Consider the following 14826-nt stretch of genomic DNA (forward strand, 5'->3'; position numbering starts at 1 on the left):
CCGCCCCCGGGCCCGCCGTCGGATCAGGCAGCGACGGCGGGCCACAGCGTGTCGAGAACCGTGTCCGCCCAGTCGGGAGGCACGGTTCCTTGCATCGCCGAGCGGGCGATGAAGGATCCAGCCAGCATGCTGACCACCGTGGGACAGTCGATTTCCGGCCGGAGATCGCCGACGGCGATCCCCTCCTGGAGAGCCGTCAGCAGCACATCGATCCGGGGCTGCAGCACACTCTCACGGAACGCGCGGGAGAATTCCGGATCGTCCTCGTCGCCGCGCAGGAGAGCGGCCAGCGCACGCAGACCCACGACTTCTTCGAGGCCCTGGCGGAATTGCCCGAGAAGGAAACGAAGACGCTGCCTGGTGGAAAGGTCGGGCGGAGGTTCCGGAATTCCCTCGACGAACCCGAGCGAGGCACGGAGAAGTTCGTAACGGTTGCGATAACGACGGTAGATCGTCGTCTTCGCGCAACCGGAATGGAGCGCGACGGCCTCCATCGTGACACCCTGCGGACCGCGCTCCCGCAGCAGTTGCAGCGCAGAGCCCACGATTACCCGGGAAACGTCCTCACTGCGCGGACGGCCGGGCGTCGGGCGGCCATTTCTTTCCTGTCTCATTATCGGTAAGTGTACCGCCGGTCGGCCGGATTACCGGCCAGTTGCCTCGTCGGCCGCCGGCGGTCCCCGCGTCCTCGCGGATTTGTCGGCACGCCCTCAGGGACGTATCGGCGCACCCGCGGTGAAAAGCCGCCCGAGCCCGCGGAGCATCGCCTCGGCGCCGTCCGTACTGCGGCCTATCGAGGCGAGCCAGAGCCGGTCCTCACCGGGCAGACAGCGCGGGCCGAGACCGGCGAGCGCCCGGCCCGGACCGATCTCCACATAGACCGTGACACCGAGCGCGTCCAGCGCCCGGATCCCGGCGTCGAAACGCACCGGGCCGCGCATGTGAGCGCTCCAGTGATCCGGATCGTCCAGCGCATTCTGGCCTGAACTCTCCCCTGTCACCGTGGAGATCATCTCCACGCGCGGCGCGGAGACCCGTACGCCGGATGCCACCGCCCGCAGCTCGTCGAGGAACGGCTCCTGGAGTGGCGAATGCAGCCCCTGCGGCACGGGAAGGGCGGACGTCCGCACCCCCAGAGCCGTCAGCCGCTCCACGACCACGGCCAGTTCGGCGGCCGAGCCGGACAGCGACACGTCGTCCGGGGAGAGCACGGCGGCCACTCCCACCCGGGGAGCCGGCCCGGCGAGATCCGCCAGCACCCCGAGGACGAACTCCTCCCCGGCGCCCACCACACACATGGCGCCGTCGTCGACCCGCGCGGCCAGAGTGGTCTCCGCGGCCAGCAGCACAACCGCGTCCTCGATCGTGAGGGCGCCGGCCAGATGGGCCGCCAGATACTCGCCGGAGCTGAAGCCCATGACGGCATCCGGCTCGACCCCCCGTTCGCGCCACAGCGCGGTCAGACCGCAGCCGACCGCGAACGTGGCGAGCGCCGCGTGCGGGAGGCGGTGGATCTCGGGGCCCAGGCGGGATCCCGCCTCGAGCATCTCGGCAAGCGGCACCTTGACATACGGCGCCGCGGCCTGCGCACAGCGGTCGAAGGCCTCACGATAGGCGGGTTCGGACCGGTACAGGTCCATGCCCATCCCGGCGAACTGTGCACCCTGGCCGCTGCACAGGAAGGCGATCCGCAACGGCCCGTCAGCGGCCATCCCGGCGGAGACCTCACGGACACGGCCGCCGTCCAGATGCGCCGTCAGGCGGTCGGCCAGCTCGGCGGCGTTGTGACCGGTCACCGCGAGCCGGTGCCGGTCACCGGGCTCGACGGCCGCGAGCGCGTCGGCGCACAGTGACCGGGGCGACCCGTCCTCGATCAAGGTGAGCAAGGAAACGGTCTCGCGGGCGAGTTGAGCCAGGGCCGCTGGGGTGCGGGCGGCGAGCGGCAGCAGATGGGCGGTCGGTTGCACAGTCACGGGAATCTCCTTCAGGCGTCGGTACGGGCGACCGCGCGGCACCACGCCGCTCCCGCGTCGGCCAGCGCTATGGGGAATGCCATGAACGTGAACGGTCCCTCGGGCACGTTCCGCAGTCCGCCCAGGCCTTCGATCTGGATGAACTCCCGCTCCCTGCCGTGCATGTGCGCGGGCCACAGCGCCGAGGAGTCGCGGGTACCGAAGAACTTCTCCACCATCGCCCGGGCCGGCCCGTCGAAGCTCCAGCAGTCGGTGCCCAGTACCTTCACCCCGAGGTCGAGCAGATGGTCGACGGCTTCCGGAGTGATGGCGGTGGACTCGGTGTAGTACGCGGGGGTGCCGAGCCGGAGGTCGGAGTCGGTGCGGAAGAGCACCACCGTTCCCGGCCCCGGCTGGGCCGCGGAACGCTGCAGCGCCTCCTTGACGTGCCCTTCGGTGACCGTTCCGCCGCACTCGCGCACGTCCAGCACGAGCCCGGGACCGCAGAACCACTCCAGTGGCAGGTCCATCACCTTCTTCGCGGGCTGTCCCTCGCACGTCGGCCCGTAGTGGAAGGGCGCGTCCACATGGGTGCCCTGGTGCACGGACATCCGGTAGAACTCGTTGGACAGGAAGCAGCCGCCGGGCACGTCCTGCGGGCGCAGCCGACGGCGGCCGGACAGCCAGCGCAGATAGTTGACGATCCGGTCGCGCCGGGTGTCGCCGGGCAGGGCACGGATGCGGCGGGAGAGGATCCCGACGCCCTCCTCGTGCAGCCACTGTTCGAACTGCACGCCGGGTGACCGGCGGCGGACCGGGATGCTCAAGTCGGTGTACACAGGGCCTGAGCCGATGCTGTGGGTGGTCACGGTCGAACCTCGTTCGCAGCAGAGTCGTTCGCGGGCGTGCCGGTGCGTGCACCGGATGCGGGGGCACGGGTCCGCCTTGTGCGGAGGGAGGGCAGCCATGCCGGCACGGACCCGCGGTAGCGGGCGTACTCCTCGCCGAAGGTCTCCAGCAGACTCGGTTCCTCGACCCGGACCGCGGCGACGTACGACACGGTGAGCACCACGGCAGCCCAGACGGCGACGGAAGAAGCGGGCCACAGAAGGGCCTCGCCGACGAGAACCAGCGTCATTCCGGCCGCCATCGGGTTTCTGACGACCCGGTACCAGCCGTCGGTGACCAGATGGTCCGGCGGCAGATCCCCCAGGGGGGTTGACTGGCGCAGGTAAACCCGGTCCACGGCGAACGCCGTCATCCACGCGCCCAGCAGGACCAGCACGATCCCGGCCGGGAGCGCGGCCGCACGGGTCAGCGGCACGGCGGGGCCGGGCAGCCCCAGACCCAGCAGGGTGGGCACGACGCCCGCCACCACGAGCGGCACCGCCAGCGGGCCGGCTCGCAGCGTACGGCCCCGGCTCATGCGGCACCCGCCATGACCAGGGCACCCGCCGTCGCGGGGCCGTCCCCGTAGACGGCGCGCATCCGGTCCAGAACGCCCATGGCCGCCGGGCCGTACTCCTGTGTCCCCACGGTCTCCAGGGCCAGTGACGCCACGACGCAGCCGAGCCGGCAGGCGTCCTCCGGTGCCAGACCGCGCGCGATGCCCGCGAGCATCCCGGCGCGCAGCGCGTCACCCGCGCCGGTCGAGTCCGCCACGGTCACATCGGGCACGGCCGGCACCACGACCGGCTCGTGCCCGTCGCGTTCGAGCAGCACACCGTCGGCCCCCAGGGTGGTCACCCAGGTGCCGACGGAGTCCAGGATGCGCCGGGCGCCCCAGCCGGACCGCTCCTGGAGCAGCGCCGCCTCGGACTCGTTGGTGAACAGGTAGTCGGCCCCACCGATCAGGAACTGGACGTCGCCGCGGCTCATCCCGGTGATCTGCTGTGAGGGATCGGCGGCGAACGGAATCCCCGCCGTCCGGCATTCCTCGGTGTGCCGCAGCATCGCGGCCGGTTCGTTGGGCGAGACGACCACGAGGTCGAGACCGTCTGCACGTTCGGCGACAGGACCCAGCGGGATCCCGGCCGCGGCGCGCATCGCGCCCGCGTGGAAGGAGCCGATCTGGTTCTGCTCGACGTCGGTGGTGCAGACGAACCGCGCGGTCTGTTCGTGCGGCAGCACGCTCACCGAGCCGGTGTCCACGCCGTGCTGCTCGAGCCACCTCCGGTACTCGTCGAAGTCGGCGCCCGCCGCACCGACCAGGATCGGTGTCAGTCCGAGGACACCGAGGCCGAAGGCGATGTTGGCGCCGGCCCCGCCACGGCGGATGTCGATCCGGTCCACGAGGAACGACAGGGACAGCACCCGCAGCCGGCCGGCCACGAGTTGCTCCGTGAAACGTCCGGGGAAGTGCATCAGATGGTCCGTCGCGATCGATCCGGAGACGGCGATTCGCATGGCGGTGTGCCTCCTGGCGGAAGAGGGTGCGTGGCTCAGGAGCCGGCGGGGGAACGGCTGCTCCGCCGCGAGAGCGGGGAGCAGCCGCACGGCCCTGGGGTTTTCTCCGGCGGATCCCGGCCGGTCACCCCTCGGTCGTCAGGACGCCTTCACGGCTCCCGATTCGATCTTTTCCTTGATGTTGACCTGGTTCTCGACGGTGTGCGTCTGCATGCGCTGAAGGACGGTGTCCAGCGGGACGGTGAACGTCTGGTCCAGTTCGAAGTCCTGGATCCAGGTCATCCGCGTTCCCGACGGGATCGCCGTGCACGTCCACTTCAGGTGCATGAAGCCGAACGGGAAGAGCGGATCACGCCGTTCGGCGACGGCCACCAGCTCGCGGTGGTCCACCAGCCGCCAGGAACGCCAGCTGTTGCCCTCCTCGTTGGTCAGCTCGAAGACGATCTCGGTCCAGCGGCCCTCGCGCTCCTGCGAGATGACGACGGCCTTGTGGTACTCGTTGAAGATCTCCGGCCAGCGGGCGATGTCGTTGATGATGGCGAAGACGTCCTGCGGGTCCGCGGCGATGTCGATGGTGTTCTCGATCCTGGGCACGTCTCATCCCTCCGTCGCGGCCACGCCGACGGGCACGCCCGAGGAGCGCAGCCGGGTCACACAGGCGACCATGTCGCCCAGGGTCTTGAAGGCACCTTCGCCATCCGCGTCGATGGAGATGCCGAAGTGCTCCTCCAGTGCCACGACGATCTCCACCATCTCGGTGGAGTCGATGTCCAGGTCCTCCGCGAGCCGTGCTCCGTCGAGGAGTTCGTCCTCCTGGAATCCGACCTCGCACATGACCGAGACGACTTCCCGGCGTATGTCCGTGTCCATGTGTCCTTCCATTCCTTCGCTTCCTTCGCTGATCCGGGACCGGGCGCGGTCTGTTGGGGGCAGAGTTGCTAGCTCGCGAGAGCCACGGCGACCGCCACGCCCGCGTCGTGGGTGATGCTCAGGTGGAGCGCCGTGAGCCCGGCCATCCGGAACGCCTCCTCGGCACGGCCGGTGAGCAGGGGCAGCGGCTCACCGGAGCCGCCGCGGGTGATCTCCACGTCGTGCCAGCCGGCCCGTGTGCCGTATCCGGTGAGTGTCTTGCGGACCGCTTCCTTGGCGGCGAGCCGGCCGGCGATGCAGTTCAGCCGGTACCCGGCCGACGTGCCCGAGCACAGGGCGCGTTCGGCGGGGGTGAGCAGTCGGGCGACCAGCCGGTCGCCGCGCCTGGCCACCAGCGACTCCAGGCGGGCCACATCGACGACGTCGATCCCGACGGCCCGCACCCCGGCCGGAGCGAGTTCCTCCGACGGCCTCGGCGGACGCGGAACGGACCACGGGTTCGCGATCCGGCGCGCCACCTCGTCGGCGACCGAGGCGCTCAACTGCGCAGCAGCAGACACGCGTTGACACCCCCCAGGCCGCGGGAGACGACCAGGGTGTGTCCCCACCGGCCGGTCCGACGTGCCTCTCCGCGCACCAGGTCGAGATCGATACCCGGTGCGGGACGGTCGAGGTTGGGCGTCGGAGGGATCAGGCCCTCGCGCATCGCGCTCAGTGCCAGCACCGCGTCCGCGGGCGCTGCGCCTCCCAGCAGATGTCCGAAGCCCGCCTTGGGCGCGGTGACCGGCAGGTGGTCGGCGTCCGCGCCGAACGCCTCCCGCAGCGCGTACCCCTCGGTGACGTCCTCGAAGGGCACGCCCGAGCCGTGCGCGAACACCGCCCCGATGTCCCGGGCGGTGACGCCGGCACGTTCGACCGCCGTCGTCATGGCCCGGCCCAGCACCTCGCCGGTCGGCTCCACGGTGTAGTACGGCATATAGCCGTCCGTGCTGACGCCCCAGCCGCCCAGCTCCCCGTGGATGACGGCGCCGCGCGCCTCGGCGGTCTCCCGCCGCTCCATGATCAGGAAGACGGCGCCCTCGGCGAAGACGCTGCCGCCGTGGCCCGCGTCGAACGGGCGGTAGAGCTCGTGCGGCTGGAGACTGGCCCGGCTCTTCGCGCCCAGCCCGCTGGTCTCCAGGCACAGCCAGCCGTACGGCGACAGAGGTGCCTCAACGCCGCCGGCGATCACCATGTCCGCGTGGCCCCGCTGGAGCGACTCGGCGGCGCCGATGAGGGCATACGCACCGCTCGCCCGGTCCGCCACGAAGGTCCGGGCCGGCCCCTTGATGCCCTGGTCGATGCAGATGTTGCCCTGCGGGGCCGCGGGGAACCAGGCGGTCGCCTGGTACGGGCTCACCGCACGGGGGCCCTCGGTCCACAGCTTGCGGAGCTCGCGCTCGGCGAACTCCCAGCCGCCGAGGACGTTGCCGACCATGACGCCGGTGCGTTCGGCCGGGATGTCCTCGCCGACCGTCAGACCGGCGTCGGCCAGTGCCTGCCGTACGGCGTGCACCGCGAGATGGGTGAATCGGTCGGTGCGCTTCACGAACCGCGAGGGCAGGTGGTCGCGAGCGGAGAAGTCGGCCTGTCCGGCGGCGGTGCACGCATAGTGGGCCGCGTCGAACCGGTCGATGCCGGTGATGCGCCGGCGTCCTTCGCGGACGTCCGCCCACAGCGGCTCCACACCGGTGCCGGACGGCGTGACCGCGCCGATGCCGGTGATGACGATCGCGCTCATCGGGTGGCCTCCTCGGATGCCGTGGGAACCGCGCGGGTGACCATGGCCGCGTGCAGTCCGGCGAAGCCGCTGGCGTCCTTCAGGACGGCGTCGCCGTGCCACGGCCTGCCCGTGCCGGGCACGTAGTCCAGATCGCAGGTGGGATCGGGGGTCTCGTAGTTGGCGGTGGGGTGCACGAAGTGCCTGCGGTGGGCCAGCGCGGTGAGCACGATCTCCATGGCGCTCGCGGCCGAGAGCGCGTGGCCGAGCATCGACTTGGCGGAGTTGACCGGGATCTGGTGGGCGCGTTCGCCGAGCGCGAGCTTGAGGGCGCTGGTCTCGCAGGTGTCGTTCTGCGGGGTGGAGCTGCCGTGCGAGCTGACGTGGTCGATGTCCTCGGGCCGCACCCCCGCGTACTCCATGGCCTGGGTCATGGCGCGGGTCAGATCGGCTCCGTCGGAGAGCAGGTCCGTCATGTGCACGGCGTTCGAGGTGTGCGAGAAGCCGGAGATTTCCATGTACGGGGTGGCGCCGCGCCGCAGCGCGTGCTCCTTCTCCTCCAGGACGACGATGCCGCAGCCCTCGCCGAGCACGAAGCCGTCACGCCCTGCGTCATAGGGCCGGGACGCGGCCTCGGGACGGTCGCCGTACGCACGCGAGAGACAGCTGATGATCTCGAAGGAGGCGACGGTGACGGGTGTGATGGGAGCCTCGCTGGCGCCGGCGATCATCACATCGGCCTCACCGTGGCGGATGGCCTCGAAGGCATGGCCGACGGCGTCGATGCCGCCGATGCAGCCCGTCGACAGGGTGACGCAGGGGCCCTGCGCGGCCAGGAGTGCGGAGAGGACGACACCGGGCGTGTTGGACATGGATGCCAGATACAGCCCGCGGCCGGCCAGGGAGGGATCGATGGGCTTGCGCCCCCGGTCGGTGACGGCGAGAAACTCCTCCTCCATCTTCGGGGTTCCGCAAATGGCCGTCGACAGCGATATTCCGGCGCGCTCGGGAGCGTACTGCCCTGGGTCGAGACCGGCGTCGCGCAGTGCCTGAAGGGCGGCCGCCACCGCGAATTGGGAAAACCTGTCGAGGCGTTGCACCTCGGGCGGCAGCGCCGGGATGTGGTCCTCGAAGTCCGGGACCTCCGCGATCGCGTCGGAGATGAATTCGAAGGAACCGAAGAGATCCGAAACCGTGATCTCGGAAAGGGATTTGGTGACGCTCTTTCCTGCTGACACGACGTCCCACAGGGCTTCTGTTCCGACGCCTGCCGGGCTGACCACTCCCAGCCCGGTGACCACAACTTCTCGCATATTCATCGCCTCTGTCCTGTCAGGGCCGTGACCAGCCCCCGTGTGACGGTCTGTTTCGGCACGAGTCCGGACTGCTCCATCGCAGCGCGGCAGTCGGCAGGGTCCCGGAGCCCGCCGTGAGGGGTGTTCACCAGCAGGCTGAGATCGAGCATCGCGCGGGGCAGCGGCGGACCGCCGGGCCCGGCCCGCATGATGTCCGCAAACAGCAGCGTCCCGCCCGGGCGCAGCATCCGGGCACAGCCGTCGATCATCCGGGCCGTCTCCCGCGGCCCCGCGAACCTTCCGGCGTGGGCCATCACGACGGTGTCGAACGTGCCGTCGGGAAACGGCTGCCGCGGCCCGAAGTCGCCCGGCACGAAGCGGAACCGGCCGGCCGCCGCCGGGCTCTTCGACACGTGGCGCCGGGCGACCTCCAGCAGCCCCGGCACGTCATGCGCGGTCACCTCGGCGGCCGGGTCGGCGGCGGCGAGCGCGATTCCCCACTCGCCGCTGCCCGCGGTGTAGTCGAGAACCCGGCCGGCGGGCCGCAGCCCGAGGTCCGCCACCACGGCGGCCGCCACCGGCGCCGCCAGCGGGAAGGCGCCGGCGAACATGCCGGGGTGGCGGCCGCGTTCGCCAGGAGGCCCGAGCCGGGACCCGCGGACGCCTGTGCGCACCGCGTCGGTGAGACGGGCCCAGTTGTCCCACTGGTCCAGCACCTCGGTGAAGTGGTCACCGAGATCTCCGGGCCGGCCCGGGACCAGGTACTCCGCGGCCAGTGGTGTCAGCCGGCGCCCAATGGCCTCGTCCCCGGCGACGAGGTCGAGATCCGCCAGGGCGTTCAGCAGCCGGGTGAGAGCGCCGGTGTCGCAGTCCAGCACCGACGCGAGCTCCCCGTCCGGCCGCGGGCCGCCGGCGAGTTCGGTGAACACGCCCAGTTCGACGGCCGTGCCGAGCACCCGGGCGCGGGCGAAGCCGAAGTTCAACGCGAGCAGGGGTCCCGGGTCCGGACGGCGCCCGGCATCGGGGTGAGCCGCGTCGGTTCCGTGCGCCCCGGCGGAAGCCATGGGACTTCCCTGGACGCCGCGCTGAGTGTCGCGTGTCACCGACCGCCCCTACTTCGTCGCCACGACGAGACCGGAGAGCAACGAGATGTTGCTGGTCTCCACCGAGCTGAAGCCGGCCTCCTTGACCCAGCCGATGATGTCCTCGTCGTCCCGGACCTCGCCCTCCTCGGTGTTGACGAGGAGGATCAGGCCGAACATGTACGGGAACAGACCGGTGGCCAGCGACGGCATGTGCGCGTGCACCAGCAGCCGCCCGCCTTCGGGCAGATGGTCGTAGATGCGCTTGATCAGGTGCGAGGCGCGCTCGGGACCGTAGCCGTCGAGCACGTGGGACAGCAGCACCGTGGAGCTCTCGGGCCACGTGTCGTTCATGATGTCCGCGGGGTGCGGCGTGACCTGGTCGCCGATACCGGCGTCCGCGACGTTCGTGCGGACGAGGTCGATGACCGCCGGGTAGTCGAGCGACGTCACCTTGAGGCCGGGATTGTGGCGGGCGAGCGCGATGGAGTAGTCGCCGGAGCCGCAGCCCAGGTCGATGATGTGGTCGACGCCCTCCAGCGGTGCGGCCTTGGCCAGCTTGTCGGCCTGCAGGCGCGAACTGACGCGCATGGCCTGGATCAGCCGCGCGGTGCCCTCGCGGCCCTCGCCCGCCGCCGCGCCCTGGTCGCGGTACCCCTGCTTCAGCACGCGCTGGTTCAGGGAGGCGTTCTCCCGCACCGCGTCGGCGAGCTTGTCGAAGTGCGCGAAGTGCTTGTTCTGGTGCTCGGCGAAACCGCCCATGTACTCGGGCCGGCCGGCCACCAGATAGCGGGAGGTCTCGGCGGTGTTCGCGTACGCCTCGCCGTCACGCCGGACGAGATCGAGACCGGTGAGCGCGACCAGCAGAGCGCGGGTCGGGCGCTGCTCGAGACCGAGACGGTCGGCGAGCTCGCCGATCGTGAGCGGTCCCTTCTCGAGGTTCTCGAAGACGCCGAGGTCGAGGGCGGTGAACACGGCCTTGGACTGCAGGTAGGCGGTCAGGATGCCGTGGACCCGCGAGGAGTCCTCAGCGGTGCCCTGCGCCGGCGCCACGGGGACGGATGCGGTCGTCACTTGCCCTCCTGGGAGCTCGCGTACTCGGGAAGCTGCGTGTACTCGTACGGGTCGTCGGAGAGGAAGAAGTTCCGGACCGGCGGCCGCTCGCAGGGCGCGACGACCAGGAACCGGCAGGACTGGTCCGGGCCGGTGACGAAGCCGTGCGGCTCGTTGCGGGGAATGAACACGGCATCCCCGGGACCCACCTGCTCGGTACGGCTCTCACCCGGCATCACCAGGCCCATCGAGCCGTCGATGACATAAATTTCGTGCTCCCACTCGTGGTAATGCGGCGGAGTGGAACCGTTGGGTGCGAGCTCGAATTCCGTGAGGACGAACCGGTCCGCGCCATCCGGGGTGTCGATCAGCTTGCGGTGCAGCGCCTCTTTCGCTCCCGGCTCCCTGACGACTTCCGCTTTCACGTCCGTCCTGTGGACCTTCTTCATCGAATTCCCTTCGCCATCTGCACTCGTGATCTCGTGCCTGACGCATCGAAACTAGACGCGGTTCGACGGGTTTTCGATGGGCACACCTCCCGGCGGGCCGGTGGCATCTGCCCGTGGTGGGCAGGGATGTCCGCCCAGGTGTCCGGGACATGTGCCCAAGGCGTCCGCGACGGTCGCCGCCCGCCCGGAGCAACCGGAATCAGCGGTGCGGCTCCGGGGACGACGTAGGAGATGCCGGTGGTACCGGCCGTGCATCGCCGTCGCTCCAGGCGACTTCCCCCGTGTATGGCCGCGGTCCGCTCCATGATGGGGGCGTGGTGGAAGCGTCCGCTCGCACGGCGGGAGTCCTCACCCACCGGGTTCGCTGCGGACGGCATCACCCCGTGCTGGGTGGACGTCCCGACGACAGACCTGCCCGACTACACCGGGTGGGCTTGGCGGCACGGTCCGAACTGCTCGCTTCCGTGCCTGCCCGCCCGTTGGTGTCCGGTGCACGGCCGACCGGGCCGGCCGCTCACCGTATTTCCGACGAACGGATCCCCGGCGTCGACGCGACCCTGCTCGGGCGATCGGCCGACAGCTGCGACGACCTGATGACGCTGGGCTTCGTGCGCACGCCGTCGGCCGGGCCGAGGCACCGCAGGGCGTGCCGGCGCTGTCACCGGAGCAGGCGGCGGCAGCCGGGCAGCCCGGCGTGCGGCTGTGCCGCCTGTGCGGCGCGGCTGCGGAGCGGGACACCGTGCGCCCGTCTTCGGCTGGCTGACTGAGCCCGCCGGGCGGGACCGCGGGAGAAGTGGTACCCACTGTCGGCGGGAGAGACGCGGCAGCTCGATACCGGCGAGTTCACGTAGCACAAGCGCCAATTGATCAACACAGGTTGCTGACACACCCCCTGATCACCATCACCGTTCCGGACACCTGGACGGAATGGGTGCCAGGGGCGAGCCGGGCTGGACGCAGCAGTCCTTCCCCGGACTGAGCCGAATGCAGCTGCACCCTGGGCGCCGGAAATCCCCGCTGTTTACGTTTGGCGCGGAATGCCGGGGAGTTCCATGAATCCAAGGAGCACCATGGGCCGCCCAAGTACGACTACATCATTGTGGGCGGAGGCTCGGCAGGCTCTGCACTGGCCAACCGGCTCACTGCGGACCCGAGCAATGAAGTCCTCGTCTGGAGGCGGGCCGAACCGACTGGATCTGGGAACATCCTCACGTATCAGGACTGTAAGCTCGCTCCCGTGACACGACAGCGATCGGCAGCCTCCGCCCTTGTCGCAGCGTTCGCGCCCCGCGGCACGCTGCGCGCCTCGATCAACCTTGGCAATCCGGTCCTTGCGAACAGGGACGCGGCGAGCGGCGAACCGGTCGGTGTGTCGATCGATCTCGCGCGTGAGTTCGCGCGGCGGCTCGGTGTGACGATCGAACTCGTGGTGTTCGAGAGGGCGGCGGGGTCGGTCGATGCGGTGAAGAACGAGCGGGCCGACATCGGCTTCTTCGCCATCGACCCCGCCCGTAGTGACGGGCTGCTGTTCACTGAGCCCTACGTGCTCATCGAAGGCGGCTACCTCGTACCTGAATCGTCGCCGCTGACGCACAACGCGCAGGTCGACAGCAAGAGCCATCGCATCTCGGTCGGTTCCGGCAGTGCCTACGACCTGTTCCTCACACGTGAGATCAGGCAGGCCGAGATCGTCCGGCTTCAGGGCGCAGGGGCTGCGCTCGCGGCCATGCGCGCAGGCGATGTGGAAGTGGCTGCCGGTATCCGCCAGGTACTCGAAGGCGAAGCACAGCGCGCGCCGGGTGTGCGCGTACTGCCGGGCCGCTTCATGGTGATCCAGCAGGCCATGGGCATGCCGGCCGGCAGAGGTGCCCAGGCGCAGGCTCTGCTGGCCTCGTTCGTCGAGGAGATGAAGGCCAACGGCTTCGTCGCTGACGCACTGAAGCGCCATGGCATCGAAGGCGCGATCGTGGCGCCTGCTGCCTGACTTTCCCCGGCACAGACTGTCGTGCTGCCCGCAGCACGACCGCCTCTTCCGCCCGACTTCGAGCACGGGAAGAGAACCCCGAGCGGATGCCGGTGTTGTTCGACGACGACGTCGTGTTCGAGGACGAGGGCGGCCCGCGGGCAATGCGGGCGGTGAACGTCTGGCTTCGTACGCTGCCGTCGATCGGCGCACCGTCGCCGAACTCGTGGCGGGCGTACGCGCTGGCGGCCGGGGACTGGCTGATGCGTCTGCGGCGGCACTGTGTCGCGGTGTTCGGCACACGGCACGAGCTGATGGCCGCGCTTGGTACGTACGCGGACCGCCGCCTGTCGGGGCCGTTGGACGAGCGGCTGGAGTCCTCGTCGTGGGGGTCGGGTTCGGGCAAATCGACCGGGACGTCGCCGAGGCGGATGCGGACCGCTCCGCTGGTCTCCTCGATGTGATCGACCGGAGCCGGGAGATCGACACGGGCCACTGGGCATAGAGCAGTAACAGCATGCGAGCGAAACGTAGTCGATCCACGTCGTGCGGAACTTCCGCCCCTTGGCCCCGGCGGAACCAGGTGTCGATCCCGTGGGCGGTCCCCGGAGCTGGTCTCCACCAGCCGTCCCTGCACCACCCGCTTGCCCGTGGCCACCGTGAACGGCACCGCGTCGCTGAACTGGCGCTTCAGCACGTCGCGGTTCGCCGCAGCCATGCGCTCTTCGCCCGAACGGATTCACCCTGGCTCTTCCCCGGAGGCCGGTCCGGCCGTCCAATCAGTGTCTAAGCCATGGGCGAACGACTCCGCAACCTCGGCATCCGCCTCGCGGAGACCCGCTCAACCGCCCTGTTCCAGCTCGCCACTGAGGTACCCGCCGCCGTCCTCGCCCGCACAGTCGGCATCGACATCACCGTCGCCGTCCGATGGCAGTTAGCAGCTGCCGGGGACTGGGGGTGCTTACACAGCCGAGGTCAGCCGCCGAAACTCGAACACTGGCCCCATCCCCATGTCAGACACCGCTGACATGCTCCTTCTCATGACGCGTGAAAGCAGACCCGACCTGGCCCAGATCACCAACACCCACGCGGTCACTCCCGAACTCCGACGCGAACTGATCGACTGTTGGATCGCGGTCACCAACTCGGGCGGCGCCGCCGGATTCCCTTTCCCACCCGTCCAAGACGACGAGGTCGCGCCAGTCATGGACAAGCTCCTCGGCCGTCTGCATCCGCAACACAGCCGCCTCATCACCGCCAGATTCGACGACGCTCTTGCCGGATGGGTCGTCCTCCATCGCGATCCCTACCGGCTCGTCGGGCACTGGGGCACGGTCAACCACCTTCAGACCCACCCCGAATCCCGCGGGCGCGGCGTCGGCTCCATTCTCATGCAGGAGCTGCGGAAGATCGCCCGCGACGAACTCGGGCTCGAACAGCTCCGTCTCGCAGCCCGGGGAAACGAGGGGCTGGAGGATTTTTACAGCCGGCTCGGATGGCGTGAGGTCGGTCGCTGGCCCGGGGCCCTCCGCCTCGCATCCGACGACACCCGGGACGAGGTCCTGATGCTCCTCGATCCCCTCTGATCACAGGGGTATCCGTGAGTACCCATACCCGACTCCACCATTAGGCGTCTCGGACGAGTACCGCAACCGGCTGCTGCACCAGAAGCATGGATGCCGCGACGACCGCCGCCGTCGGCCACCTCATCCAGGCTCTGCCATCACTCGGCCCACAGGAGGCGGAGGCCGCGCTGGCGAACCGCGGTGCCGATCCCCGTCCGAGGGGCGGCCCGCTTCCTGGAGGAACTGGCCGGACACCTGGCCGCCCACCCCGACGCGTTGGCCTCGGGCAGCTCGCTCTGTCCCCCGGTTCTGCTGCAACCCACTGAAGTCCTGCACGACTCTGGGCACCCCGTGGTCCGTCCCGGTTGCCCACTACAGGAAGGTGCGAAGCGACCTGCGCCAACTCCGTCCCGAGGGACGTCTCTGCGCCTC

17 protein-coding genes are annotated in these 14826 nt (G+C 70.0%); 4 read left to right on the forward strand and 13 right to left on the reverse strand.

All coding sequences use genetic code 11. The features are described 5' to 3' along the window. Nucleotides 1–23 precede the first annotated feature (23 nt). From J7E88_RS11220 to J7E88_RS11280, 13 genes are all read right to left on the reverse strand, one after another. Nucleotides 24–614: a TetR/AcrR family transcriptional regulator gene (locus tag J7E88_RS11220; RefSeq protein WP_251022449.1), complete on the reverse strand. Its 591-nt coding sequence runs from the start codon at nt 612–614 to the stop codon at nt 24–26. A gap of 96 nt (nt 615–710) precedes the next feature. Continuing rightward, nucleotides 711–1973 carry an acyltransferase domain-containing protein gene (locus J7E88_RS11225; RefSeq protein WP_308307467.1) on the reverse strand — a complete coding sequence of 421 codons (1263 nt, stop codon included), beginning with the start codon at nt 1971–1973 and terminating at the stop codon, nt 711–713. Between the two features lie 11 nt (nt 1974–1984). Then, nucleotides 1985–2821 (reverse strand): cyclase family protein, encoded by an 837-nt coding sequence (locus J7E88_RS11230; RefSeq protein WP_308307468.1) that lies wholly within the window; start codon nt 2819–2821, stop codon nt 1985–1987. Next, nucleotides 2818–3378: an isoprenylcysteine carboxylmethyltransferase family protein gene (locus J7E88_RS11235; RefSeq protein ID WP_215179700.1), complete on the reverse strand. Its 561-nt coding sequence runs from the start codon at nt 3376–3378 to the stop codon at nt 2818–2820. Before J7E88_RS11235 ends, J7E88_RS11230 begins: the two co-directional genes overlap by 4 nt. Then, nucleotides 3375–4358 (reverse strand): carbohydrate kinase family protein, encoded by a 984-nt coding sequence (locus J7E88_RS11240; protein ID WP_215179702.1) that lies wholly within the window; start codon nt 4356–4358, stop codon nt 3375–3377. The genes J7E88_RS11235 and J7E88_RS11240 overlap by 4 nt, the downstream gene beginning before the upstream one ends. Before the next feature lie 138 nt (nt 4359–4496). Further along, entirely contained in the window at nt 4497–4952 is a 456-nt protein-coding gene (locus J7E88_RS11245; RefSeq protein ID WP_215179704.1) for an SRPBCC family protein, read from the reverse strand. A gap of 3 nt (nt 4953–4955) precedes the next feature. After that, nucleotides 4956–5228, reverse strand: a complete 273-nt coding sequence (locus tag J7E88_RS11250) for an acyl carrier protein (RefSeq protein WP_215179706.1) — start codon at nt 5226–5228, stop codon at nt 4956–4958. A gap of 68 nt (nt 5229–5296) precedes the next feature. Beyond that, nucleotides 5297–5788 (reverse strand): holo-ACP synthase, encoded by a 492-nt coding sequence (acpS, locus tag J7E88_RS11255; protein ID WP_215179708.1) that lies wholly within the window; start codon nt 5786–5788, stop codon nt 5297–5299. Next, the gene (locus J7E88_RS11260) at nt 5767–7008 is read right to left on the reverse strand and encodes a beta-ketoacyl synthase (protein ID WP_215179710.1); all 1242 of its coding nucleotides are present in this window, start codon (nt 7006–7008) and stop codon (nt 5767–5769) included. Before J7E88_RS11260 ends, acpS begins: the two co-directional genes overlap by 22 nt. Then, on the reverse strand, nt 7005–8306 hold the full coding sequence (locus J7E88_RS11265; RefSeq protein ID WP_251022450.1) for a beta-ketoacyl-[acyl-carrier-protein] synthase family protein: 1302 nt from the start codon (nt 8304–8306) through the stop codon (nt 7005–7007). Before J7E88_RS11265 ends, J7E88_RS11260 begins: the two co-directional genes overlap by 4 nt. After that, nucleotides 8303–9346: a class I SAM-dependent methyltransferase gene (locus J7E88_RS11270; RefSeq protein ID WP_251022451.1), complete on the reverse strand. Its 1044-nt coding sequence runs from the start codon at nt 9344–9346 to the stop codon at nt 8303–8305. Before J7E88_RS11270 ends, J7E88_RS11265 begins: the two co-directional genes overlap by 4 nt. Nucleotides 9347–9394: 48 nt before the next feature. Beyond that, a complete protein-coding gene (locus J7E88_RS11275; protein ID WP_215179714.1) occupies nt 9395–10438 on the reverse strand; it encodes a methyltransferase in 1044 nt (347 codons plus the stop codon). Then, complete coding sequence (locus tag J7E88_RS11280; protein WP_215179716.1) at nt 10435–10866, reverse strand: cupin domain-containing protein; 432 nt, start codon at nt 10864–10866, stop codon at nt 10435–10437. Before J7E88_RS11280 ends, J7E88_RS11275 begins: the two co-directional genes overlap by 4 nt. A 1237-nt stretch (nt 10867–12103) precedes the next feature. On the opposite strand from J7E88_RS11280, the gene J7E88_RS11290 reads away from it, so the two are divergent. The 4 genes from J7E88_RS11290 (at nt 12104) to J7E88_RS11305 (ending at nt 14415) form a co-directional block, all read left to right on the forward strand. After that, a complete protein-coding gene (locus tag J7E88_RS11290; RefSeq protein ID WP_215180166.1) occupies nt 12104–12850 on the forward strand; it encodes a transporter substrate-binding domain-containing protein in 747 nt (248 codons plus the stop codon). Between the two features lie 86 nt (nt 12851–12936). Continuing rightward, nucleotides 12937–13293 carry a hypothetical protein gene (locus J7E88_RS11295; RefSeq protein WP_215179718.1) on the forward strand — a complete coding sequence of 119 codons (357 nt, stop codon included), beginning with the start codon at nt 12937–12939 and terminating at the stop codon, nt 13291–13293. Between the two features lie 329 nt (nt 13294–13622). Next, a complete protein-coding gene (locus J7E88_RS11300) occupies nt 13623–13856 on the forward strand; it encodes a hypothetical protein (RefSeq protein WP_215179720.1) in 234 nt (77 codons plus the stop codon). A 13-nt stretch (nt 13857–13869) separates the two neighbouring features. Further along, nucleotides 13870–14415 (forward strand): GNAT family N-acetyltransferase, encoded by a 546-nt coding sequence (locus J7E88_RS11305; protein WP_215179722.1) that lies wholly within the window; start codon nt 13870–13872, stop codon nt 14413–14415. Nucleotides 14416–14826: the final 411 nt, after the last annotated feature.

It is taken from the genome of Streptomyces sp. ISL-10 (assembly GCF_018614575.1).
In the GTDB taxonomy this organism is placed as follows: domain Bacteria; phylum Actinomycetota; class Actinomycetes; order Streptomycetales; family Streptomycetaceae; genus Streptomyces.